Annotated in this window: 11 protein-coding genes and 1 pseudogene; 6 read left to right on the top strand and 6 right to left on the bottom strand. The window is 69.5% G+C overall.

What is annotated here, in order from left to right; all coding sequences use genetic code 11:
- Nucleotides 1-85 precede the first annotated feature (85 nt).
- Nucleotides 86-1,402, top strand: coding sequence for a hemolysin family protein (locus tag ACFWRO_RS24680; protein WP_384513315.1), 1,317 nt, complete (start codon nucleotides 86-88; stop codon nucleotides 1,400-1,402).
- The gene (locus ACFWRO_RS24675) at nucleotides 1,399-2,418 is read left to right on the top strand and encodes a hemolysin family protein (protein ID WP_384513313.1); all 1,020 of its coding nucleotides are present in this window, start codon (nucleotides 1,399-1,401) and stop codon (nucleotides 2,416-2,418) included. The genes ACFWRO_RS24680 and ACFWRO_RS24675 overlap by 4 nt, the downstream gene beginning before the upstream one ends.
- 572 nt (nucleotides 2,419-2,990) lie before the next feature.
- Here the strand turns inward: ACFWRO_RS24675 and ACFWRO_RS24670 are convergent.
- Complete coding sequence (locus ACFWRO_RS24670) at nucleotides 2,991-3,779, bottom strand: hypothetical protein (protein WP_384513311.1); 789 nt, start codon at nucleotides 3,777-3,779, stop codon at nucleotides 2,991-2,993.
- An 886-nt stretch (nucleotides 3,780-4,665) separates the two neighbouring features.
- On the opposite strand from ACFWRO_RS24670, the gene murC reads away from it, so the two are divergent.
- Nucleotides 4,666-6,075, top strand: a complete 1,410-nt coding sequence (gene murC, locus ACFWRO_RS24665) for a UDP-N-acetylmuramate--L-alanine ligase (protein ID WP_384513309.1) — start codon at nucleotides 4,666-4,668, stop codon at nucleotides 6,073-6,075.
- Here the strand turns inward: murC and murF are convergent.
- The 4 genes from murF to ACFWRO_RS24645 are packed head-to-tail and all read right to left on the bottom strand — an operon-like array spanning nucleotide 6,072 to nucleotide 10,163.
- A complete protein-coding gene (gene murF, locus ACFWRO_RS24660; protein ID WP_384513307.1) occupies nucleotides 6,072-7,475 on the bottom strand; it encodes a UDP-N-acetylmuramoyl-tripeptide--D-alanyl-D-alanine ligase in 1,404 nt (467 codons plus the stop codon). The genes murC and murF overlap by 4 nt on opposite strands.
- A 52-nt stretch (nucleotides 7,476-7,527) precedes the next feature.
- Nucleotides 7,528-8,133 carry a peptidase gene (locus tag ACFWRO_RS24655; RefSeq protein WP_384513305.1) on the bottom strand — a complete coding sequence of 202 codons (606 nt, stop codon included), beginning with the start codon at nucleotides 8,131-8,133 and terminating at the stop codon, nucleotides 7,528-7,530.
- Between the two features lie 43 nt (nucleotides 8,134-8,176).
- Complete coding sequence (locus tag ACFWRO_RS24650) at nucleotides 8,177-9,178, bottom strand: threonine/serine dehydratase (RefSeq protein ID WP_384513303.1); 1,002 nt, start codon at nucleotides 9,176-9,178, stop codon at nucleotides 8,177-8,179.
- Nucleotides 9,179-9,188: 10 nt separating this feature from the next.
- A complete protein-coding gene (locus tag ACFWRO_RS24645) occupies nucleotides 9,189-10,163 on the bottom strand; it encodes a hypothetical protein (protein WP_384513301.1) in 975 nt (324 codons plus the stop codon).
- A gap of 832 nt (nucleotides 10,164-10,995) precedes the next feature.
- Between ACFWRO_RS24645 and ACFWRO_RS24640 the strand changes: the two genes are divergently transcribed.
- Nucleotides 10,996-12,315 carry a hypothetical protein gene (locus ACFWRO_RS24640; RefSeq protein ID WP_384513299.1) on the top strand — a complete coding sequence of 440 codons (1,320 nt, stop codon included), beginning with the start codon at nucleotides 10,996-10,998 and terminating at the stop codon, nucleotides 12,313-12,315.
- On the opposite strand, the gene ACFWRO_RS24635 is transcribed toward ACFWRO_RS24640, so the two are convergent.
- Nucleotides 12,316-13,326, bottom strand: coding sequence for an NAD-dependent epimerase/dehydratase family protein (locus ACFWRO_RS24635; protein ID WP_384513297.1), 1,011 nt, complete (start codon nucleotides 13,324-13,326; stop codon nucleotides 12,316-12,318). It lies immediately after the preceding gene.
- A gap of 481 nt (nucleotides 13,327-13,807) precedes the next feature.
- Between ACFWRO_RS24635 and ACFWRO_RS24630 the strand changes: the two are divergent.
- Together ACFWRO_RS24630 and ACFWRO_RS24625 are read left to right on the top strand one after the other, a co-directional pair.
- Nucleotides 13,808-13,972: pseudogene (locus ACFWRO_RS24630) on the top strand (transcriptional regulator); the annotation flags it as partial.
- Entirely contained in the window at nucleotides 13,969-14,496 is a 528-nt protein-coding gene (locus ACFWRO_RS24625; protein ID WP_384513295.1) for a flavoprotein, read from the top strand. The pseudogene ACFWRO_RS24630 and the gene ACFWRO_RS24625, both read left to right, overlap by 4 nt.
- Nucleotides 14,497-15,689: the final 1,193 nt, after the last annotated feature.

Here is a 15,689-nt window from a genome sequence, read left to right as displayed (position 1 = left end):
ACTCAGTTCTGATCACCGCCCCACGAAGGAGCTTCTTCTTGTCCGCCAGATCGACGCACCCTGATGTGATGGGGTGCGGTAGCCGATGACCGCAGTTCTCGGCCTGCTGGCCGTCCTCGTCCTGACGGCCGGCACCGGATACTTCGTGGCCCAGGAGTTCGCGTACGTGGCCGCCGACCGGCTCGCGCTCGCCCGGGAGGCGGAGGCGGGCGACAGGCGGGCGGCCCGCGCGTTGAAGGTCCTGGAGCGCCTCTCGTTCATGCTCTCCGGCGCCCAACTCGGCATCACGGTCACCGGCCTGGTGGTCGGATTCCTGGCCGAACCGTCGGTCTCGGCGCTGCTCAGGCCGGCACTGGAGGGAACGGGCCTGCCCGACGGAGCGGTCTCGGCCATCTCCGTGACCCTGGCCTTCGTACTCGCCACAGTCCTTCAGATGGTCCTGGGCGAACTTGCCCCGAAGAACCTGGCGCTGGCGGTGCCGGAGCGCCTCGCCAAGTCGCTGGCGTCTTCCACGCTCCTCTATCTGAAGATCGTCGGCCCGGTCGTCCACGTCTTCGACGGCGCCGCGAACAAGCTGCTGCGCAAGCTGGGCATCGAGCCGGTCGAGGAGCTGCACCACGGCGCGACGCTCGAAGAGCTCAGCCACCTCATCGGGGAGTCGCACGAGCAGGGCCAGTTGCCGGCCGACACCGCTGAACTCCTCGACCACGCGCTGGAGTTCTCGGAGCGGACTATGGGCGAGGTGATGGTTCCGCGCGTGGACGCGTTCTTCGTACGCAAGGACGCCCCACTCGCCGAGGCCGTCGAGCTGATCGCGAAGCACGGCCACTCCAACTACCCAGTCCTCGGCGACCACCCGGACGACGTCGCCGGCGTCCTCGGCGTACGCGAGCTCATGCGCCTGCCCGCCGACCGCTTCGACCGCATGACCGCGGCGGAAGCTGCCCGCTCACCGCTCCTGCTGCCCGACACCCTGCCGCTGCCGCAGGCGGTGGCCCGGATGCGGGAGTACGACGACGAGTTCGCGGTGGTCCTCGACGAGCACGGCGGTGTCGCCGGGATCGTCACGTACGAGGACATCGCCGAGGAGCTCGTGGGCGACATCGCGGACGAGACCGACACGGTCGTCGCCCTCGCCGTCGCGGAGGGGGACGGCTGGCGCGTCGACGCGGGCCGCCGCCTCGACGAGATCGAGGACGCGACCGGCATCGTCCTGCCCGAGGAGGACGACTACGACACCGTGGCCGGCCTGATCATCGACCGCCTCGGCCGCTTCCCAACCATCGGTGACCGGCTCACCGTGGACGGCGTACGGATCGAGGTCCTGAGCCTGGACCGGCACGTCCCGGAACACGTCCGACTCGAGCAGGCCCCGTCCGTCGCCGAGGAGGCGCAGGCATGAGTTTCCCGATGGCGCTCTTCGTCACCGTCCTGCTGCTGATCGGCAGCGGGTTCTTCGTCGCCGCCGAGTTCGCGCTCGTCGCGGCCAAACGGCACCGCATCGAGAAGGCCGTCTCGGAGGGACAGCGCGGCGCCAAGGCAGCGCTCGCGGGGATGCGCGAGCTGTCGCTGATGCTCGCCGGCGCCCAGCTCGGCATCACCATCTGCACCCTGGGCCTGGGCTCGGTCTCCAAGCCCGCAATCTCCCACGAACTCGACCCGCTCCTGGTCGACCTGGGGCTGCCGACGGCCCTCAGCTACGGCATCGCGTTCGCGGTCGCCATGATCATCGTGGTGTTCCTGCACATGGTCGTAGGGGAGATGGCCCCCAAGTCCTGGGCGATCGCCCACCCCGAACGTGCGGCGATGCTCCTCACCCCGCCGTTCCGAGCCGTGGTCAAGGTGGTCCGACCGCTGATCGGGATCCTGAACAAGGTCAGTAACGCCCTCGTACGGTTGTGCCGCGTCCAGCCCCGCGACGAACTGGCCGCTGTCCACAACCGCGAACAGCTCACGCACCTCGTTGAGGAGTCCGAGCGCTTGGGCCTGATCAACAAGACGGACTCGCAACTGATCACCCGCTCCCTGACCGAGCCCCAGACTCCGGTCGCCGAACTCCAGATCCCGGCCGCCGACATGGTCACCGTGCCGGCCACGGCTGACCTGGACACGCTCCTCGCCCGAGCGTCGGAAGCGGACCGCACCCGCCTCCTCGTCCGCGACGGAGGCCGCATCATCGGCTCGCTCCACGCGCGCGACGCCCTGGTGGCCCGTACCCGAGGCCGATCCCTGACCGCACAGGACCTCGCACGCCCGGTCCCCGAACTGACTACCACTACGACCGTTTCCCACGCCGTCGAACTGCTGCGACAGCGGCGCGCCTCCCTAGCCCTGGTACTGGACGAGCGCGGCGACCTCACGGGGCTCGTGAGCCTCGACGACCTACTCGTACGCATCATGGGACCCCAGACAGTCTGAGGACTTCCCGAACAGCGACGATGCATCGACTTCACGTAACGGCCCATCAGTCAGGGTGGACTGGAGGGCCGGGCCAGGTACAGAGCGCATCCTGGCGTGTGAGCCCGACAGCGCGATCGCGGCGATCCCAGCCGTCTACCGGCGCCACCGTGGTGGCTTTCTGGCCAGGGCAGCCCGTGCACACGCGGGCACCGGCAATGTGACGTTGCCTGCCAGGATCGGTACGCAGGCCGTTTGGATTCGCGGCCGAAACCGGGTCGGCCCGGATCGTCGGGCCAGCTGGGCCAGCTGGGCCGGGCGCTTGCCCCTGCGACACGGGAGGAAGGCGTTGCCCAATTCCGGGCCGCGCTCGACCGCATCGGGCTGCACCCTGCTTGATCTGCTCAGTCCTTGGAGCAATCCGTGTCCCGCTCTTACGTTCTACTTCCGCCGCGGTTTCCCTCGACGGCTACTTCGACCCCCACCCGGGTGAGGACCGGCTCTTGCTGTCCAACGCGGAGGACTTCAACCGTGTCGACGCCGTCAAGGGCGCCAGCTCGGTGTGCGGAGCCGATGCCGGCGGGACTGCGACGTCAGGATTCAGGGTTGCGGCAGCTCTGCTCGGCTGCGTCGATCGCGTGGTCCATGACGATTCGCGTGTACTCGCACAACGCCGCCAGGATTTCCGTAACGCCGGAGGTGCGGCTGTCCGGCAAGACGACCTGGACCTGAGCCTTAATGTTGCACCGACCCCGGACAGACTTGATCCGTCCGCTGGTCCGATGGCGGAGCAGGATGGCGCCGTCCTCGAACGGTGCCATCATCAGTTCGACGTTGGGCGGCTGGCTGGCAGCCGCGCCTGCCTCGGTCTCGAACTCGATAGTCGGCTCGTGCCGGATGGAGTGGGACGCCAGATCCGGTTTGACCTGCAGGTGATGCTTTGCGCTGTTGTCGAGTTGTCGTAGGACCAGCAGCAGGTCTTCGTCGAGCGTGCCGCCGTGCTCGGGGCGCTGGAACGGCTGAAGCTGCTCCAGTGTGTCGCGGCACCACTCTGGCAGGTGCATCATCGCCTTACTGCGCTTCTTCCATTCCTTGCGCGTGCCGCAGATAGGGAAGGCGAGAGCGTTGAGGTGCTTCTCGTCTGCTACACCGGACTGTCGAGCGATGGCTACGACCAGGTTGTCCAAGGCGGCCCGTAGATGGTGCACAGCCTCGCCGAATCGGAAACCCCACTCGGCGAGCGGGGGCGGCTGGGAAACCTCGAGTCGCAGCTCCCAACTGAGGCGGTCCTCGGCGATGTTGCCCTTAGCTCCAAGCGGGTAGTGGTGTGTCCAGGCCTGCATGTCGGCCGACAGTTGCGCTCCAAGCTGATGCGCTCGCATCAGTCGGTCTCTTTGGTCAGAGAATTCCATTTCGCGCCCTAACTATGACTGTGGCGCACTCTACTTGCAGGCCATCCACCAGGGCATCGGGATTTGGGTGGTTGAAGCCCGGTCCGTGCTGGGCCCCGAGGCAAGGAGTGAGTCGTCATCTCCTCATTGCTCCGCGACGGCAGGGTCAGCGTAGTCGGCGGCGAGCTGCACTGCATGTCGCGAGCTGAAGTGCATTGAATGGCATCGATTCTGGCCACGGGAGGCCCACCGCCACCGCCACCGGCTCAGGCGTGGTCCGCTTGTCAACGAAGGAGCTCGTTCTGCGGGTTGGGGATCTACCCGGTTCTGTGACTGCGCGACAACCCATTCTTGAGTAGGCGAGCCGCGTAGTCGCCTGGTGGTAGGCGGGCCTTCCTCGCCTCTCGAAGCAAGACCAGGTGCTCTGCTTCCTCCAGTTGGACCTGCAGGACACGGGGCTTTGAAAGGCCCAGGCTCGACGGTGTGCACCGTCTCTCAAGCTGGAGCGTCAGAAGGTCGGCCAGGATCACAGGCACCGGAGGTCGCGGCTTCTCTCCGAGTCGGATCCAGCGTCCGACTCGGGAATGATCCACGGCGAGTCCCCGGTGACCGCGTTCCATTGCCAGGGCGTTGACGCGGCGCGCGGTCTCCGCGTTGCTCCAGCCAGCAGTGGAAAGGGCGACCGCTAGCAAGTAGTTGGGCTTCCTCATTGCGACCCCCGATGCGTCGGACCAGCACACGAGGGGTGCGAATGGGCCCGCACCCCCTCAAGGCGTAGATGACTGACAGGTCTGTCCAAGACGGTGGAGGGGCGGCGCCGGCCACTCCGGTGCCGGTCCCGCTGGAGGCGGCTGAGGCCGTCCGAAGGAGGCTGTCCATGGAGACTGCGGTTCCCACGATCGCGCCCACTGTGCTGGACGCGGCGCCCGACCTGAGCAGAGTCCACTTCGTCGGCGTCGGCGGTACGGGGATGCTGCCCCTCGCCCGCGTCCTGGCCGAGCAGGGCCTCGCCGTGAGCGGAAGCGACATCTGTACGAGCGCCGCCCTCGACGAGCTCGGCCGGAGCGGAGTGACCGTCAACTGCGGTCACCAAGCCGGCAACGTGCCGCAGGGCGCGACCGCCGTCGTGTTCACGCATGCGGTCGCCGCCGGCAACCCCGAGGTCCAGGAGGCCCGGCGCCGAGGGATCCCCCTCGTCCACCGGTCGACGGCGCTGAACGCCGCGATGGCCGGCAGGACCTCGGTCGGTGTGCTCGGGACGCACGGGAAGACGTCCACGGCGGGCATGCTCGCGGTCGTGTTGGCGCGGATGGGGCAGGACCCGTCGTACGTCGTCGGTGGCGAGCTGCACGGGCCGGCGAGCGGCGGACGCAACGCGGCGGGACGGTACTTCGTCGCCGAGGTCGACGAGTCGGACCGTACGCACCTGAACGTCGCGGTCGACCTCGCGGTCGTCACCGACGTCGACCACGACCACCCGGAGAATTACGCCGACCTGGCCGCGCACATCGACGCGTACGAGTCGTTCGCGCTCGGTATGCGCTCCGAGGGAACCCTGGTCGTGAACGCGGACTCGCCGGCCGCCCAGGAGCTCGTGCGCCGTCTGACCGGCGCGCGGGGTGATCTGCGTCTGGTGACCGTCGGGTTCCGTGCCGACGCCCAGTGGCGGGTCGGCCAGGTTCGGACCATGGGGACGCGCAGCACGGCCAGGCTCACCGGCCCGCGTGGTGCGGCGTACGAGCTGGCGCTCGTCGTCCCCGGAACGCACCAGCTCGCCAACGCGGCCTGCGCCGTCGCGATGGCTGATGCGCTCGGGCTGGATGCGGCCGCGTTCGTGGCGGAGCTGGGGTGCTTCGATGGCGTCCAGCGCCGGATGACGCCGGCCGGGTCGGTCGGCGCGGTGCGCGTGTACGACTCGTACGCGCACCACCCCACCGAGATCCGCGCCGACCTTGCCGCCGCCCAGTCCCCGGCGGGCGTGGGGAAGGTCGTGGTCGTCTTCCAGCCCGCCGGGGCCGCTCGTCACCACGCCTTCGGTGACGGATTCGCGGAGGCGCTCGCCGGCGCCGACGTGCTGGTCCTGACAGGGACCGGCCGTGGCGCCGACGAGCAGCTGCCGGAGGAGCTGGTGACGCACGCGGCCGTCGTCGAGACCGACCGCGCTCAGGCCGTGCTGTCCGCGCTGGCGATCACGGAGCCGGGTGACGTGGTCGTGCTCATGGGCACCGGTGACCTCGCCGACCATGGACAGGGCGTCGTGACGGGCGAGTCGGTCGCCGCCGCCTAAGCCTCGGAGGACTCGGGGTTGGGCTGCAGCAGTCGTTCGGCGAGCTGCTGGAGCTGGACTCCTCGGGATGCCTTGACCAGGACGACGTCCCCGCTCCGGAGCGTGTCGCCCAGGAGCTGGAGGGCGGTGTCCTGGTCGGGCAGGTGCACGGCGCTCCCCCCGGCGCCGGTCGCAGCCTGCTGCATCCATTGGGCCTCTTCCCCTCCGACGAAGACGATCCGGTCCAGGTCGAGGGCGGCGGCGATGCGCCCGATGCCCTCGTGCGCGGTACGGGTCTCGGGGCCGAGCTCGTTCATGCGACCCAGTACGGCGATGGCGCGCTGGTCACGCCCACGGGCCATGGCGGCCAGGGCCTCCAGGGAGGAGCGCATGGAGTCGGGGTTCGCGTTGTAGGCGTCGTTGACGATGGTGACGCCGTCCGCGCGGGTGGTGACCTCCATGCGCCAGCGTGACTGGGGGGTCGCGGCGGAGAGGAGTTCCGCGATGTCGGCGACTCCGAGGCCGGCCTCGCGGGCGACAGCCGCGGCGGCGAGGGAGTTGGAGACCTGCGGGGCGCCGACGAGCTGGAGCGAGACCCAAGCGCTGCCCTCGGGCGTGATGAGGATGTAGGAGGCACGGCCGAAGGCGTCGACGGTGACGTCGGTGGCGCGGACAGTGGATTCCTCGCCGAGACCGTACGTGGCGATCCGGGCGGTGGTCCGCTCCGCCATGGCCAGCACGAGCGGGTCGTCGGCGTTCAGGACGGCAAGGCCAGTGGAGGACAGAGCCTCGACGATCTCGCCCTTCGCCTCGGCGATCTTGTCCCGGCCACCGAACTCGCCGACGTGCGCGGTGCCGACGTTGGTGACGACGGAGATGCTCGGGGGAGCGATACGGGTCAGGTCACGAATGTGGCCGATGCCGCGGGCGCCCATCTCCAGGACGAGGTAGTCCGTGGACGGGTCGGCCATGGAGATGGTGAGCGGGAGCCCGATCTCGTTGTTGAAGGACTGCGGGGTCGCCACCACCTGGCCAGCGGCCGGGAGGAGTTGGGCGATGAGGTCCTTCGTGGACGTCTTCCCTGCGGAGCCGGTGATCGCGACGACCTTCGTGTCGAGGAGGGTGTGCGCGACGAGGTACTGGCCCAGGCGCCCGAAGGCGGCGAGGACATCGTCGGCGACGATCGCGGGGACGCCGACGGGCCGGGCGGCGAGTACGGCGACGGCGCCCGCCTTCACGGCGGACTGGGCGTAGTCGTGTCCGTCGGCCTTTTCGCCGGGCAGGGCGATGAACAGGGCGCCGGGGCCGGCCTTGCGGGAGTCGAAGACGGCGGGCGCGTTCACGAGGACGTCGGGGTCGGGGGCGTCGGCGAGGGTGCCGCCGACGACCTCGGCGATGGTCGACAGGAGCATGGGCTGCATGGCGGTGCCTTCTCTCTTCTGCGGACGGGTACGGGAGGGAGAATCGGGCCGGTCAGGCGGGCCGGAGGTCGAGGGAGATGCCCCGCCCGCCGAAGAAGGCCGCGAAGCGACTGACTGGCAGGGTGGGGGCGAGGGTGTCCGGGGTGTGCCCGGACGGGTTACTGAAGGCGATGTGTCCGTCGGGCGTACGGCCTCGACACAGGACCAGATGACCACCGCGCCGCGACGGCTCGACGTCCGGCCTACGGATGTCCTTGGACACCGACGACATCACCATCCAGCCGGAGTCAAGGAGTCCCATCAGCTCCTCGACCGTGAGCGTGGGGTGCACGGTCGCGCCCAGGCCGTAGACAGATCGCATCCAGGCGACGGCGGGGGCGTAGATGAGGCCCTTGATGTCGCCGTCGTCCTGCTCGACGTACGCACCCGCCTCACGGGCCCCGGCCAGGAGCTGGAAGAGGTTCGGGGCGATCCCGTCACGGTGGAGAAGGGCCATTTGGAGGCAGGCCATCCCGCACATGTGCCGGCACCAGCGCCCGTACTCCTCCCGGGTGGCGGCGCCCGTCTCGGCCCACCGCGGGTCGTCGCCCGGGTCGTGGCCCTCGTACACGATCCCCGCGATGAGCTGTGGGCTGGCGTACTGGGTGACGACGGGCACGGGCGAGTGGACCAGGCCGGGGCGGCGGGGCGGCGGTGCGAGGTCAGTGCAGCACGGGGGCATCGGAGTTGATCCGTTCCATGGCGGAGTCGAGCAGCGGGCGGTAGGTCGTCCAGTCGGCGTTGCCGCCGGACAGCACCACGCCGACCGGGCCGGCAGGCAGTCGGTCCGCGGCCTGGAGAAGACCGGCGAAGGCGACGGCGCCGGACGGCTCGGCGGTGGCGCGGTAGTACTGCCACAGGTACGCCATCGCGTCGGCGATCCGGTGCTCCGGCACGGTCTCGATGCTGTCGAGCAGCTTGCGGTTGATCTCGAAGGGCAGGTACGCGGGCTCCGTGTGGCCCAGGCCGTCGGCGATGGTCCATGGCGGCGGGATCGAGATCCGGCGGCCTGCGTGGAGAGAGCGCCGGGTGTCGTCGGCGACCGCCGGCTCCACGCCGATCACGCGTGCGCCATGCGGTTGACCGGCGTGCGCCGCGAGCGCGGTGCCGGCGGCCAGTCCACCACCTCCGACGGGTACGAAGATGGCGACGAGTCCGGGCTCGTCCTGGAGGAGCTCCCAGGTGACGGTTCCGGCACCCGCGATCACGGCGGGGTGGTCGGCGGACGGCACGATACTCAGGCCGTGCTCCTGGGCGAGCCGCTGGACCAGGGTGTCACGGTGGCCCGCGTGGCGGTCGTACATGACGATCCTGGCTCCGAGCGCGTCGATCGCCTGGACTTTGACGGCCGGAGCGTCCGCCGGGACGACGACGGTTGCCGGAACCTCGAAGAGCCGGGCGGCGAGCGCGAGGGCCTGCGCGTGGTTCCCGGAAGAGCCGCCGATCACCCCGATGGCGCGCTGCTCGGGTCGCATCAGGGCTAACGCGTTGTACGCGCCACGCAGTTTGAACGAACCGGTGCGCTGCATACTCTCCGCCTTCACGACCACACGGCGGCCGAGGATCTCGTCGACCAGCGGCGAGGAGAGCAGGGGTGTGCGGACGGCTACGCGGCGCAGGTTTCCGGCCGCGTTCAGTACGTCGAGCGGAGTCATCGAGGACATGGTCAGGCCCCTATGCCTTCGCGCGGCGGTCGGTGCGGGCGCCCCTCGCGATGTGGGCGAGGAGCTGCTCGTACGAGAGGCCAGCGGCCCTCGCCATACGGGCGAGGTTCCCGCCCCGGGACAGTCCCGGCAGGGTGTTGACCTCCAGCCACACGGCGCCCGCAGTCTCCGAGACGACGAAGTCGTGCCGCGAGTACGAGTGGCAGTGCAGGGCTCGGTGAGCGAGGGCCGCCTGGTCCCGCAGGGCGGAGATCAGCTCGTCGGACACTCGGGCCGGGCAGTGGTACATCGTCGCGTCCGTCGTGCGCTTCGCCGCGTAGGAGTAGATCTCCTCCGTCGTCTCCGTCTCCAGCGGGGGCAGCACGGTCAGTGTCCCGTCCGGAGCTTCCAGGATGCCGACACTGACGGATCTGCCGCTGATGTACGTCTCGGCCATAAGGGCTGTCCGCCCGGCTCCGCGCACCACCTCGGCGACCTCGTCGAGCCTTCGGGCCACGACGACACCGATGGACCCGCCCTCGCAGACGGGCTTGATGACCACGGGCAGGCCGTGGGTGTCCGCGATCCGCTGCGCCTCCTGGGCTGGATCCGCGTACGGGTCGACCCGGCTGGACCCGACCGTACGGACGCCGGCGGCAGCGACCTGGACCTTTGCGGCGAGCTTGTTCATGCCCAGCGCCGAGGTGAGGACGCCGCTTCCGGTGTAGTCGACGCCGAGCGTCTCCAAGAGCCCCTGGAGCCGACCGTCCTCGGCTCCCCGGCCGGCGATGGCGAGGAACGCGACCGAGGTGCCGTGCAGATCGAGCACCAGGGATTCCTGGTCGTCCTCCAGATCGATCATGCGGGTCTTGATGCCCTGCGAGAGGAGGGTCTCCATCACGGTGTGGCCGGACAGGAGAGACCGGTCACGTTCACCGGACCAGCCGCCGGTGATGACGGCGACCGGTCCGTCGAACTCGACGGGGGAGAGGGGTGGGATGCGCACGATGGGGCCTTTCGCGAGATCAGGGGGTGCGGTGCGGAGAAGTGGAGGCCGCGCCGGTGGGCGTGGACGGGACAGCCCACCGGCGCGGCGGACTAGCGGCGGACTAGAGGTGGATTCCTGTCAGCAGCAGGGCGACGGAGGCGTGGGGGGCCGGTAAGGGACGCTCGCCGTTGAGGACGGCCCGCAATGGGTCGGCGTCGTTGAGTGAACCGCCCCGAACCGAGCGCAGCCAGTACGTCCCGCCCCCGGCGGGAGGGGTCGTCCGGTGAGGCGGCGGGAGCCGGATGGCGGTGGGAGCTCCGAGGCTGATCCCGTACGGATGGTGGCGCCACGTCGAGGTCGTGCGAGGCGGGACCAGCCACCACAACCACGGGCCGCCGGCCTCTGCCATAACCGGTCCGCAGCGGTTGAGCGCGGTCATGGCGGCCACAGCCCGATGCCCAGCGGGCCCTGCGGCGGTGATCACGACGTCGAACAGATCGCCGCCCAGGGGTACGACTGCCTCTCGGCCTTCCGTGACCGCCAACAGGGCCAGGAGACGCTGACTCAAGGCCGCCCACTCGGGATTCGGCGCCGTACGACCACTCGTGAACTCCGCGGACCGCACTCTCATACCTCCTCGACTCGGGCCTGACTTCGTGAAGGACCAAAGGTTCTCGGCGAACGAAGAGCCGCACCATGCCGTGGGGGTGTCAGAAGGCGATCGTTGAATCGATCGGGGTATCACTGGGAAATCACCTCGCCGTGCGGCGTTCCAAGTCACCCTGGATTGGCACTAGTCAGGTCGATGACCAGCTGACGGCCGACAGCCGAGCGAATGCAGGAGGTGCACGTGCCGGAGCCTCGGAACCTGCTCCACGCCCTGGTGCTCGCACGAGGGTGGTCCTACACGGACGCCGCCGAGGAGTACCGCCGCGTCGGGCGGACCATCGGCGATGAACTCGGCAGCGATCTGTACCGGACCGCGGATGTCTCCGAGCCCACATGGCGCCGGTGGACCAGCGGGCGGCCGATGAGCCCGAATCCGCCGGCGCCTCGCATCCTCACCAGGATGTTCGGCTACCCCGTGTCGGAGCTGATGGGCCCCACGCCGTCGGCAGCGGTCGCCCTGGAACCAGTGCTCAACGAAAGCGACATCGCGATGACCGCACGAGACGCCGCCGCCCACGCCGGCGACGCCGCTTCCTCCCACCTCCCGGACATGACCCTCGACCAACTCGACGACGACGTCCGGGTGCTTGCCGTCGCGTACGAGACCGCGGAGCCCCTCCGCGCCTACCGGAGAGCCGAGGAACTCCTCCTCGACGCACAGGAGAAGCTGAACCGTACGCAGCGCCCACGCCAGCAGGCGCGGCTCTACGGAGCGGCGGGCCTGGCCTCCTCGCTGCTCTCGGTCGCCGCGTTCGACCTCGGCATGCTCGGTCCGGCCACACAGTTCGCGCGTACCTCCGCGATGTACGGACAGGTCATCGAGCACGGGCCGTTGCAGGCGTACGCCCATGGCGTCCTGGCCTACCTCGCCTACTGGGCGCGGCGCCCTGCCGCCGCGCTGCGGGACGTCCAGATGGCCAAGAGCTTCGGGGGAGTGGGAGACGTGGGCCGCGCTCGGCTCCTGGCGATCGAAGCTCGCTCGTACGCCCATCTGGGCCGAGCGGACGAGGCGCGGGAGACGATGCGCAGGGCTCTGGACCCGGGCGCGGGGCTGCGCGATGAACTTCACGACGACGTGGGCGGTGAGTTCGGGTTCGAGGCGCCGCGTGCCGCCATGAGCCACGCGACCACCTACCTGGTCCTGGGCGACGGCGCACGAGCGGAAGCATCGGCCCGGGATGCCCTTCGGCTCCTGGGCGGCACCCCGAACCCCGACCGCCAGGTCGAGATGCAGGTCACCGTCGACCTTGCCCGCGCCCGACTGATGGGTGGCGAACTCGAAGGCGCCGACGAAGCGCTTGCGCCGGTCCTCGCCACGCCGGCCGAGTGGCGAACGATCGGACTCGTCGACCGGGTCTCCCAGCTCCGCACCGACCTCGCCCGCCCTTCCCTCGAACAGGCGCACGCGGCGAGGTTCCTGGCCGAGCAGATCGAGGAGTTCGTGGCCGTCGCCGCCGCCAGGCAACTGCCAGGAAGCCGGCGGCCGGCGATAGAGGGCTGATCAGACGATCGAGGCCAGGATTCGGGCCTCCTTCTCCGGGTCAATGCCGTGATCGGCCCAACGAGGGTGGGCCACCGGACGTTCGCCCCCGTGCAGCCAGCCCCAGGTGTCCCGAACCGTTTCGAGCAGCGGACGGCACACGAAACCGGCCTCCCGAGCGAGGCTCGCGTCCACGGCCCACGCACCTGCACTCGTCCGCCACAGCGGCAGCTCGGTCCACTCGCGTACCCCGTGGTCGGCCAGGAAGTGGTCCTCGGCCCAGGCGAGTTCACCCTGGTTGCCGGTGACCTCCAGACATGCGGTGAGGAGATTGGCCATGGTGTCGCGTTCCTGGGGCGCCGCGAGGTTGTACGGGCCGCCGCCCTTCGCGGCTGTGTCGAGCGCGAAGGCCGCCACATCCCGTACGTCCACGGGCTGGATCGGCTGCTCGGGACGTCCAGGAGCCAGCATCCTGCCCCCACGCTCCGCGCGCTGCAGCCACCACGGCAGACGGCCGACGTACTCCCCGGGCCCGAGGATCACACCGGGCCGAAGCACGGTCGCGCGGTCCCCGAAGAGGCTCCGCACAGCCGCTTCGGCGCCGGCCTTCTGCTTGCCGTAGTGGATGGTGACGCCTTCCGCGATCCCGTACTCCCGGTCGGCGTCCGGCGGCGCGGGGTACGTCGGGGACCGCTCCGTGAGCGGCTCATGCGGCCAGCCGATGTACGCGTTCACCGTCGAGACGTACACATAGCGGTCGACGACCGGCTCCAGGACGGACGTCCCGGCGAGGACCTGGTTCGGAGCCAGCTCGGAAGCGGAAGTGTCCACCACCGCGTCCCACGGCCCCGACCGGGCGAGCCTCTCCAGATCCTCCCTGCTGGTCCTGTCCCCTCGAACCGTCTGGACTCCGGGCAGGTCCGGCGCTGAGCGGCCGCGATTGAAGGTCGTGACGGACCAGCCGCGTGCGAGACAGTCCTCGGCCACGGCCCGGCCCAGGAACCAAGATCCACCGAGCAACAAGATGCGCATGGCCCCGATCGTGCCTCGGGGAGCGGAGCCTGCGCCAGGAACCGCGGTGAATATCCAAGCCGGTGCCGGGTTGGCCGACGCCATGGCGTCGACGGTGCTTGGGGCAGACGTCGTCCACGGGATGCCAGATGTGCGAAACCGTATTGGGGAACTGCTCGTACAGGTCCCGCCACACTCCTTCCAGCGCCTTCGTCCGCTGGGCGTACTGCTTGGTCAGCACGCGGATGCGGGCCACGGCCTCGTTCGGATCGGAGGGCAGGGTCGCTCGAATGAGTTGCTTGTACTCCTCGCAAGCCGCTTCCACGGCTGAGCCGTGCGGGAGGCGCACGATCACCGTGTAAGGGTCCAGCTCGGAGACGGACCAGAGCCCGTCGTCCTCCTTGGTGGCCCAGATGACCGTGTGGGTGCTGGGGGAGAACGTGAGCTGGCAATTCTCGCCGGCCACCTTGCTGAGGATGGGGAGGGGGACCGCTCCCTCGGCCTCGCCGAGGGCTACCAGGCCCTCCGCATCGCTGAGACCTGTGCCGCCCAGGAAGTACGCCGTCCTGCCGTCCGTGACCTGGTCGCCGACATGGCCGCCCGCGATCGGCGACGTACGCTGCCCGAACTCCACCGCTTCCGCCGCCGACTGGGAGTCCCCGCGTGACCGCACAGCCGTTCTTCTACGTCGTCGTCTGCGCTGCCGGCATCGCAGGCGACGCCCACACGCTGATCACTGCCGCGCAGGAGCAGGGCTGGGGCGTCGGCGTCATCGCCACACCACAGGGCCTCGGCTTCCTCGATACCGAGGCGATCGAGGCCCAGACGGGCTATCCGATCCGCTCGGCGTGGCGCAGTCCCGGCGATCCGCGCCCGCTCCCGCCCGCCGACGCCATCGCCGTCGCGCCGGCCACGTTCAACACGGTCAACAAGTGGGCCGCAGGCATCGCCGACACCCTCGCGCTGGGCATCCTGTGCGAGGCGTACGGGATGGGCATCCCGACGGTCGTCCTGCCGTACGTGAACGCAGCCATGGCCGCACACCCGGCGTACCGCCGGAGCCTGGACCAGCTGCGGGAGATGGGCGTGCTGGTCGGGTCGTACGAGCCTCACCGGCCGAAGGCGGGCGGGGGAGCGGACCGCTTCCGGTGGGAGGAGGCGTTGGAGCTGCTGGAGGGCAAAATCGACTGAACGCGATCCGGCCTGCCTTCTCACCATCGTGGCGAGCGTGTTCCGAATCGGAACGGGTTCGCTGTTCCGAAACGGAACGGCGCGGGTGTTCCGAATCGGAACGCGAGCGCGGTTCCCTCGAGGAACACGGTGGGCTGTTCCTTCGGGGAACGCGTTCGGCGTTCCTCGGAGGAACGGGTCCCGCCTCCGTACGCCAGTACGGGGGAGCGTGCTACGGGACCGGGTTGTGGCCGTCTTGTTCAGTGAGTGAACAGGACGGCCGTTCAGTTACTGAACACCACCGCCGTTCAGTTCGTGAACAGCGGTCCGCCGGTGCTCCCGGCGGAACGAGGGGTGCGTTCCGCGCTGCACCGTGGTCGCTGTTCCGACGCGGAACGGCATCCCTGAGAGCGAGCCGCGGCCCTGTTCACTCAGTGAACATCGCGGACGTTCACCGGGTGAACGTCCCGGCCGTTCACTCAGTGAACGTGGGATGCGCCGCTCGGTGCAGGGCCCGTGGCAACGGCTCATTGGAAGGGAGTCTGACCGCGTCGCCCTTGGGGTGGGTGCGACAGGACCAGGCTGAACTCTGCCTGCTGTCCTGCCCTGCGGAGGCTTCTCAACGGCCAGGAGCGCTGCAGGGTTGTGGCAGGCTGTGGCGGCGTTGTTGAGGGTGATGGCGAGGGTGGGCCGGGTGGTTCGGTGAGGATCTGCTCGGCCGGGTCGGGGAGCGCCTGGCGCACCACGGCGGTCTGCCGCTCCAACAGCGGCTGGGCGAGGTGCCGACCCCGCCGGTCTATCACTGGGTGGCACGCTCGGCATCACGGGCGGAGCGAGCTCGCTCCGGGTGAGAAAGGCGGGCAGGGGCTTGCGGGCAGAGACAGAGGCTTGTCGAAGCGCTGCTCCTTCTCGTCGTCGTTGGGACGGACGCTGCGGACGTGAACGCGCTTGTCGGCGGTCTTCGGCAAGTGCTTAAGCGGCGAGGTTTTTTGGGGAACGGCGTCTACGGCGTTGTTTGTGCTCCTTCGGCCGCTGCCTCATGGTCCAGCTCCTCCTGGTGCTGGGCCGACTCCGCCCCTCCCTGGGGCGGGCCAAACCGGACCAAGACGCGCTTCCCCAACGGGGAAGAGTGTCTTGGCCGATAACTTGCTGTGCGACGTGAGGCCGCACGCTCTGAAGTGAGGTCCGTCTTGTGGAGAGGTTCAGGCATGACA

It is taken from the genome of Streptomyces sp. NPDC058579, from assembly GCF_042718575.1.
Lineage (GTDB): Bacteria > Actinomycetota > Actinomycetes > Streptomycetales > Streptomycetaceae > Streptomyces.
Note: the sequence above shows the minus strand (reverse complement) of the source record. Positions and strands in the feature narration are given on the sequence as shown.

What these genes read in the sequence shown, in the direction of transcription:
- ACFWRO_RS24680 (WP_384513315.1), top strand. Translation starts at nt 86, where the DNA reads ATGACCGCAGTTCTCGGCCTGCTGGCCGTCCTCGTCCTGACGGCCGGC.
- ACFWRO_RS24675 (WP_384513313.1), top strand. Translation starts at nt 1,399, where the DNA reads ATGAGTTTCCCGATGGCGCTCTTCGTCACCGTCCTGCTGCTGATCGGC.
- ACFWRO_RS24670 (WP_384513311.1), bottom strand. Translation starts at nt 3,779, where the DNA reads ATGCGAGCGCATCAGCTTGGAGCGCAACTGTCGGCCGACATGCAGGCC.
- murC (WP_384513309.1), top strand. Translation starts at nt 4,666, where the DNA reads ATGGAGACTGCGGTTCCCACGATCGCGCCCACTGTGCTGGACGCGGCG.
- murF (WP_384513307.1), bottom strand. Translation starts at nt 7,475, where the DNA reads ATGCAGCCCATGCTCCTGTCGACCATCGCCGAGGTCGTCGGCGGCACC.
- ACFWRO_RS24650 (WP_384513303.1), bottom strand. Translation starts at nt 9,178, where the DNA reads ATGTCCTCGATGACTCCGCTCGACGTACTGAACGCGGCCGGAAACCTG.
- ACFWRO_RS24635 (WP_384513297.1), bottom strand. Translation starts at nt 13,326, where the DNA reads ATGCGCATCTTGTTGCTCGGTGGATCTTGGTTCCTGGGCCGGGCCGTG.